A 6,540-nucleotide genomic window follows, 5' to 3' on the forward strand; every position below is an offset into this window, starting at 1 on the left:
TGTTGCCGTGCCGGATTCCCGCTACGCGCACTGCTCGGGCTATGAGATCCACTACATGGACTGGCAGCCTGCGCCCGATGTGGCGCCAGCGGGCACCGTCGTCGCCTGGCACGGGCTGGCACGCACGGGGCGCGACATGGATGCGCTGGCGCAGTTCCTGGCGGGGCAGGGCTGGCGCGTGGTCTGCCCCGACACGCTGGGCCGGGGACTGAGCCAGTGGAGCCGCGCGCCGCGCGAGGAATACCGGCTGGGCTTCTACGCCCGCATTGCGCGCGGGCTGTTCGATGCGCTGGGGCTGGAGCGCGCGCATTGGGTGGGCACGTCCATGGGCGGGGCCATCGGCACGGTCTGCGCCTCGGGCCTGTTCGAGCCTTCGCTGCGCGCACGCATTGCGACGCTGGTGCTCAACGACAATGCGCCGCAACTGGCCGAGTCAGCGCTGGCGCGCATCAAGGCCTATGCGGGTGAGCCGCCGGCCTTCGACACCGTGGGCGAGCTGGAGGCGTTCTTTCGCCAGGCCTACCGGCCCTATGGCTGGCTCGGCGACTCCGAGTGGCGCAAGCTCACCGAAACCAGCGTGCGCCGCCTGCCCGATGGGCGCGTCACGCCGCACTACGACCCGGCCATGATCGAGCAGTTCACTGCCCATGACGACGACTACGGCATCTGGCCGCACTACGACGCGCTGGAGATCCCCGTGCTGCTGCTGCGGGGTGTGGACTCGGACCTGGTGCTGCCCGAGGTGGCCAGGGAAATGACCACGCGCGGCCCCGGCGCGCGCGGCCTGCTGCACTGGCAGGAGGTGCCCGGCTGCGGCCATGCGCCGGCGCTGAACGTGCCCGCGCACTGGCAATGGGTGCTGGAGCATCTGCAGCGCGGCTGAGCATCAACCCGGGCCGGGCGCGGATGTTGCAGCCGCGCTAGCATTTGCGACGGGTGCAGCCTCGCCTTCTTTTTCGGGTGCGGGCACCGTCTGGGCAAGAGAGGCCTGACATGGGTTTTCTGGTGGAGCTGATCCGCGAGTACGGCTTCGGCATCGTCTTTCTCAATGTGTTCGTCGAGCAATTGGGCGCGCCGATTCCGGCCTACCCGGTGCTGGTCGTGACCGGTGCGCTGGAAGGCGCCGACTGGGTGCGCCTGCTGTGGCTGGTGGCCGTGGCCGTGAGCGCGGCGCTGATTGCCGATCTGTTCTGGTACCAGGCCGGCAAGGCCTACGGCCACCGTGTGCTGGGACGCATCTGCCGCATCTCGCTGTCGCCCGATGCCTGCATCCGCCAGACCGAGACCGTCTATGGCCGCTGGGGCGCAAGGTCGCTGCTGGTGGCCAAGTTCGTGCCGGGCTTCGCCTCCATCGCCAGCGCGCTGGCCGGCGTGATGGGCACGCCGCTGCGCAGCTTCGTGCTGTATGACGGGCTGGGTGCGCTGATCTGGGTGGGCTCGGCCGTGTACCTGGGCTCGCTGTTCAGCTCCACGGTGGAAGACCTGCTGGGCGTGCTCACCGCGCTGGGCCAGTGGGGCCTGTTGCTGCTGGCCGTGGCGCTGGGGCTGTTCATCGTGCGCAAGTGGTGGCAGCGCCACCGCATGGTGCGTTCATTGCGCATGCCGCGCATGTCGGTGCGCGAGCTGGCGGGCCTGCATGCCCAGGGCATGCAGCCCACGGTGATCGATGTGCGCGCCCTGCCGCAGTACCGCCAGGGCCATATCCCGGGTGCACAGTCCTGGGAGCTGCGCCCGCGCGATGGCGGCGAGTCGCATGCGCACCTGCTGCCCCAGCACGACCATCCCCACGGGGTGGTGGTCTATTGCGACTGTCCCAATGAAATCTCGGCCGCGCGGCTGGCGCGCCAGCTGCAGCGCGCGGGCTTCGCCAACGTGCGCCCGCTGGTGGGCGGCCTCAAGGCCTGGCAGGCGGCTGGCTTCGACGTGGAAACCGCGCCGCTGCCCGTGACGGCTGGCGCGGATGAGGGGCCGGCGCCCAGCGTCCCCTGACCTTGGCCTTGGTCTTGGTCTTGGTCTATTTGCCCGCCGGCATCGAGCAGTGCCCGCCTTGCGTGGCTTTGCCCGAGCCGGCCGCGATCAGCGGTGCCTCGAAGCGCAGGTCCACGGGTGGCGAGTGCAGGTGGTCCCAGGCGAGGAAGAGGACCAGCACGGCCCAGAAGACCGCGCGCAGGCTGTTCTGTTGTGTCATGGCGGGTCCTTTCAGAAGTTGAAGTGGCGGCGGATGCGCAGGCCGAAGATGGTGCCGGCAAAGGCCAGCGGCACCCAGATCCAGCCGTGGATGCTGCCCGTGGAGATGCCCGAGAGCATGGCGCCCACATTGCAGCCGAAAGCCAGGCGCGAGCTGTAGCCCAGCACCAGGCCTGCCACCAGGGCCACCATCCATTGCGTGCCCGTGAGCGGCTTGGCATTGACGGGCTTGGCGGCAGCCACCCACAGGGCGCCGCCCAGGATGCCGATGTTGGTGATGCTGGTCACGTCCAGCAGCACGGTCTCGTGCAGGCGCGCGGCGTTGCCGGGCTGGCTCCAGAACCAGTTGCCGGCCAGGTCCACGGCGCCTGTGGCGTTGGCGATCTTGGCGGCCCACAGGCCGAAGCCGTAGACCACGCCCCAGGGCTGGCCCGCAATGATGAGGTTGAGCGTGGCCAGCACGGCCAGCAGCACGGCGCCCACCACCCACTTGCGCACGAACAGCGGCTTGGCGGGGCGCTTGAGTGCCACGTTGGCGCCACGCACATACCAGGCCACGCCCAGCGCGACCACGGCCAGCGCAGCCAGCGTGGCCAGCAGGGCAGGGGCCCAGCCCCAGGCCGTGACCAGGCCCACGGGCTGGGTGTTGCCCAGGTCCAGCCACCAGCCCAGGTGCAGGCTGCCCAGGAAGCTGCCGATGGCAAACACGGGCAGGATGGCCGCATTCATGGGAATGCCCATGCCGGCCTTGTACAGCGTGCCGCTGCCGCAGCCGTCCGCGATCTGCATGCACAGGCCGAAGACGAAGGCACCCACCAGCAGGCTGATGCTGGGCGGGCCCAGGGCAGCCGTGAGTTCGGGATAGTGGCCCAGCAGCGGCATGGCCAGCGCAGCGGCCAGCGCCAGCAGCAGCAACTGGCCGAAGACGCCGCTGGCGTCCTTGTCCTCGATCAGCATGCGCCAGCCGGTGGTGAAGCCAAAGCGCTTGCCGGCCAGCACCGCGCCCAGGCCCAGTCCCACGGAGAACAGCGCGGCCTGGCGCACCGAGACGCTCCACAGCAGCCAGCCAAAGAAAACGGCCAGGATGGCCGCAAGAGGAAGTCGTTTCATATCATTTTTCTCCATGCAGTCGCCCTTCCCCGCGAAGCGGGTAGAGAGGCGCCGTGCCACGGGGGGAAGGCGCGTAAGCGCCTCAGGGAGTGTTTATTTGAACTTTTTTTCCCACCACTGCTTGGCGTCGTAGGCCAGGGATTCGGCGCGGCCGGGCTGGTTGGCCATGGGCGGCGCATCGGCCTGCTGCGTCCAGTCCACCATGGAGCCCGCATACAGCTTGACGCCCGGCAGGCCCGCGACTTCGGACAGGCCGAACCAGTCGGTGGCCGCCCAGTGGCCGGTGTTGCAGAAGGCCACCATGTCCTGGCCCTGCTCGCGCTTGACCTTGGCCGCGATCTGCTTGGCCGTTGCGGTATCGACAAAGGTGGAGGTGCCGGGCACGAACCACTGGTTGAAGTCCAGCTGCTGCGCGCCGGGCAGGGTGCCCGAGAGCTTGGCGGCCGGCGCGCGCGTCTTGCCCTGGTAGAAGGCGTCGGGGCGCGAGTCCACCAGGGCGGCGTTGCTGAGCCTGACATGCTGGCCCACATCCTCGCGCGTGGCGATCAGGCTGGTGTCGAGCTGGGGCTGGTAGCTGCTGCGGGCCACTTTGACGGCCTCGTTGTCCTGCGGGAGCTTTTGCTCGTTCCAGGCCTTCATGCCGCCGTTGAGCACGGACAGCTCCTTGAGGCCCAGCAGCTTGAGCGTCCAGTACACGCGCGCTGCGGCGCCGAAGTCGGTGGCGTCCGCGCCCGTGGAGACCACGATGGCGTGGGTGGCCGGCGTCAGCCCCAGGGACTGCACGAGTTCGGTGAGCTTGGGCAGCTCCGGCAGTTCACCGGGATTGGTGGCGGGGCCGCGCCATTTGCCGTAGGGAGCGTTGAGCGCACCGGGAATGTGGCGCTCACCATAGGCCTTGGGATCGCGGATGTCGATGATGCGCACGGCGTCCTGGCCGGCGGCGGCCTGCACGCCTGCGGGCGTGAGCAGGGGTTCGGCGGCGTGGGCCGTGCCCAGGGCGGTGCAGGCAAGGCCCAGCGCCAGCAGCGGGGCCGCCAGGCGCAGAGCAGGGGAAAAGGTCTTGGTCATGATGGCTGGGGCCGGCCATGGAAGACCGGCGGGACAAGCAACAGAGGTGCAATTGTCCCGCTTGCAGCATCTATATACAAAGACGCTTATGCATTCTGCTCATGAGGCAGGGTTATAAGGCGCGGTGCAGAAGATGCAGAACGGCCTCAGCGCTGTGCGCCCACGGCCTTGGCGCGCTCCAGGCTGGCGTCGAGTTCGGCCTGCGGCGCCTTCTGCGTGGGCCAGCCCTGCAGGTGCTGCTGGGCGATGCGGCTCAGCGCCGTGATCCAGGGTGCGCTGTCGTTGAGGCAGGCGATGTACTCGAACTGCTCGCCGCCCGCATGCATGAAGGCCTCGCGCGCTTCCTGGCTGATTTCCTCCAGCGTTTCCAGGCAGTCGCTGGTGAAGCCGGGGCAGACCACGTCCACGCGCTTGGTGCCGCTGCGTGCCAGCTCGATCAGCGAGGGCTCGGTATAGGGTTCCAGCCATTTGGCCTTGCCAAAGCGCGACTGGAAGGTCACCAGGTATTGCGAGGGCGACAGGCCCAGGCGCTCGGCCAGCAGGCGTGCGGTCTTGCGCGATTCGCAGTGGTAGGGGTCGCCCAGGTGCAGCGTGCGCTCGGGCACGCCGTGAAAGCTCATGACCAGCTTTTCGCCACGGCCGTTGCCGCGCCAATGGGCCTCGATGCGCTGGGCCAGCGCGTCGATGTAGGAAGCGTCGTCGTGGTAGCGGTTGACGAAGCGCAGCTCGGGGATGTGGCGCTGGGTGCGGCCCCAGTCGTAGACCGCGTCGAACACGCTGGCCGTGGTCGTGCCCGAGTACTGCGGGTACAGCGGCAGGATGAGGATGCGCGTGGCGCCTTCGGCCTTGAGGGCATCGAGCACGCTGGGGATGGACGGGTTGCCGTAGCGCATGGCATGGCGCACCAGCACGTTGTGCCCGGCCTCGCCCAGCCAGCCGCGCAGCAGCAGGGCCTGGCGCGCGCTCCAGTGCTGCAGGGGGGAGCCGTCCTTCTCATGCCAGACGGTGGCGTACTTGGCCGCCGACTTGGCCGGCCGCGTGCGCAGGATGATGCCGTGCAGGATGGGCAGCCAGGCAATCCTGGGGATCTCGACCACGCGGTCGTCGCCCAGGAATTGCGCCAGGTAGCGGCGCACGGCCGGGGCCGTGGGCGCGTCGGGCGTTCCAAGGTTGCACAGCAGCACGGCGGTGCGCTGGGGTTGGTCGTGGCGGAATGGGGGTTCTGGCGCAAAGCGGGATGGCATGGCCCCGATTGTGGCAGGACGCGGCGGCCTGCCATGCGAGCCCGATGACCCGGCGGCAGCCTGCAGCGGCTGCCTTCGCTATGCTCGGACCATGTCCCAAGCCACCACCGCTCCCCTCGCCGAATCCTCATTTGCCCCTGCACTGACCGCCTTGCAGCAGTTGCGCCGCAGCGGCCGCATCCGCGCCATATCCATCGATCTGGATGACACGCTGTGGCCTGTGTGGCCGGCCATCTCGCGTGCCGAACAGGTGCTGCTGGACTGGCTGCACACCCATGCGCCGGCCACGGCCGCGGCGCTGCGCGACGTGGCCGCCGTGCGCGCCATCCGCGTGCAGATCGAGCGCGATCGTCCCGACCTGGCCCATGACCTGAGCGGCCTGCGCCGCGAGTCCATCCGCCTAGCGCTGCAGCGCAATGGCGACGACGGCGCGCTGGCCGAGCCGGCCTTCGATCTTTTCTTTGCCGAGCGCCAGCGCGTGGACCTGTACGAGGACGCGCTGCCCGCCCTGCAGTTCCTGGCCGCGCGCTGGCCCGTGGTGGCCTTGAGCAATGGCAACGCCAGCGTGCATGTGGTGGGCATCGGCGAGCATTTCCATGCCGCGCTGAGCGCCAGCAAGGCCGGCATGGCCAAGCCCGATGTGCGCTTTTTCCACGCGGCAGCGGCGGCGGCTGGCGTGGCGCCTGACGAGGTGCTGCACATTGGCGACGACGCGCGGCTCGATGCGCTGGGCGCCATGGATGCGGGTATGCACGCAGTCTGGCTCAACCGCACGGGCGTAGCATGGCCTCACGAGGGGTCCACGCCCCACGTCACGGTGGCCAGCCTTGCGCAGTTGTGCCAGGGGCTGGCTGACAGCTGACCCTGCCTGCCCGCGAAGCCGCGCCACGCCATGCCCATCAGCCACAGCACAGCTTTCCTCCACCCCCCC

At 69.2% G+C, this 6,540-nt stretch carries 7 protein-coding genes; 3 read left to right on the top strand and 4 right to left on the bottom strand.

Annotated elements, in window-relative coordinates; all coding sequences use genetic code 11:
* The first annotated feature begins 7 nt into the window (after positions 1-7).
* Together L995_RS10560 and L995_RS10565 are read left to right on the top strand one after the other, a co-directional pair.
* Positions 8-883 (top strand): alpha/beta fold hydrolase, encoded by an 876-nt coding sequence (locus tag L995_RS10560; RefSeq protein WP_052195782.1) that lies wholly within the window; start codon positions 8-10, stop codon positions 881-883.
* A gap of 110 nt (positions 884-993) precedes the next feature.
* Positions 994-1,989: a rhodanese-like domain-containing protein gene (locus L995_RS10565; RefSeq protein ID WP_016449606.1), complete on the top strand. Its 996-nt coding sequence runs from the start codon at positions 994-996 to the stop codon at positions 1,987-1,989.
* A 25-nt stretch (positions 1,990-2,014) separates the two neighbouring features.
* Here the strand turns inward: L995_RS10565 and L995_RS33795 are convergent, their stop codons facing one another.
* The 4 genes from L995_RS33795 to hemH form a co-directional block, all read right to left on the bottom strand.
* A complete protein-coding gene (locus L995_RS33795) occupies positions 2,015-2,188 on the bottom strand; it encodes a hypothetical protein (protein WP_016449605.1) in 174 nt (57 codons plus the stop codon).
* 11 nt (positions 2,189-2,199) lie between these two features.
* Complete coding sequence (locus tag L995_RS10570) at positions 2,200-3,297, bottom strand: YeeE/YedE thiosulfate transporter family protein (protein ID WP_047471496.1); 1,098 nt, start codon at positions 3,295-3,297, stop codon at positions 2,200-2,202.
* Between the two features lie 93 nt (positions 3,298-3,390).
* The gene (locus L995_RS10575) at positions 3,391-4,365 is read right to left on the bottom strand and encodes a sulfurtransferase (RefSeq protein WP_017404609.1); all 975 of its coding nucleotides are present in this window, start codon (positions 4,363-4,365) and stop codon (positions 3,391-3,393) included.
* Positions 4,366-4,511: 146 nt separating this feature from the next.
* The gene (hemH, locus tag L995_RS10580) at positions 4,512-5,609 is read right to left on the bottom strand and encodes a ferrochelatase (RefSeq protein WP_047327066.1); all 1,098 of its coding nucleotides are present in this window, start codon (positions 5,607-5,609) and stop codon (positions 4,512-4,514) included.
* A gap of 91 nt (positions 5,610-5,700) precedes the next feature.
* Between hemH and L995_RS10585 the strand changes: the two genes are divergently transcribed.
* On the top strand, positions 5,701-6,471 hold the full coding sequence (locus L995_RS10585; protein WP_016449602.1) for an HAD family hydrolase: 771 nt from the start codon (positions 5,701-5,703) through the stop codon (positions 6,469-6,471).
* Positions 6,472-6,540 lie beyond the last annotated feature (69 nt).

It is taken from the genome of Delftia sp. ZNC0008 (genome assembly GCF_000799035.1).
Classification (GTDB): Bacteria; Pseudomonadota; Gammaproteobacteria; order Burkholderiales; family Burkholderiaceae_C; genus Comamonas; species Comamonas tsuruhatensis.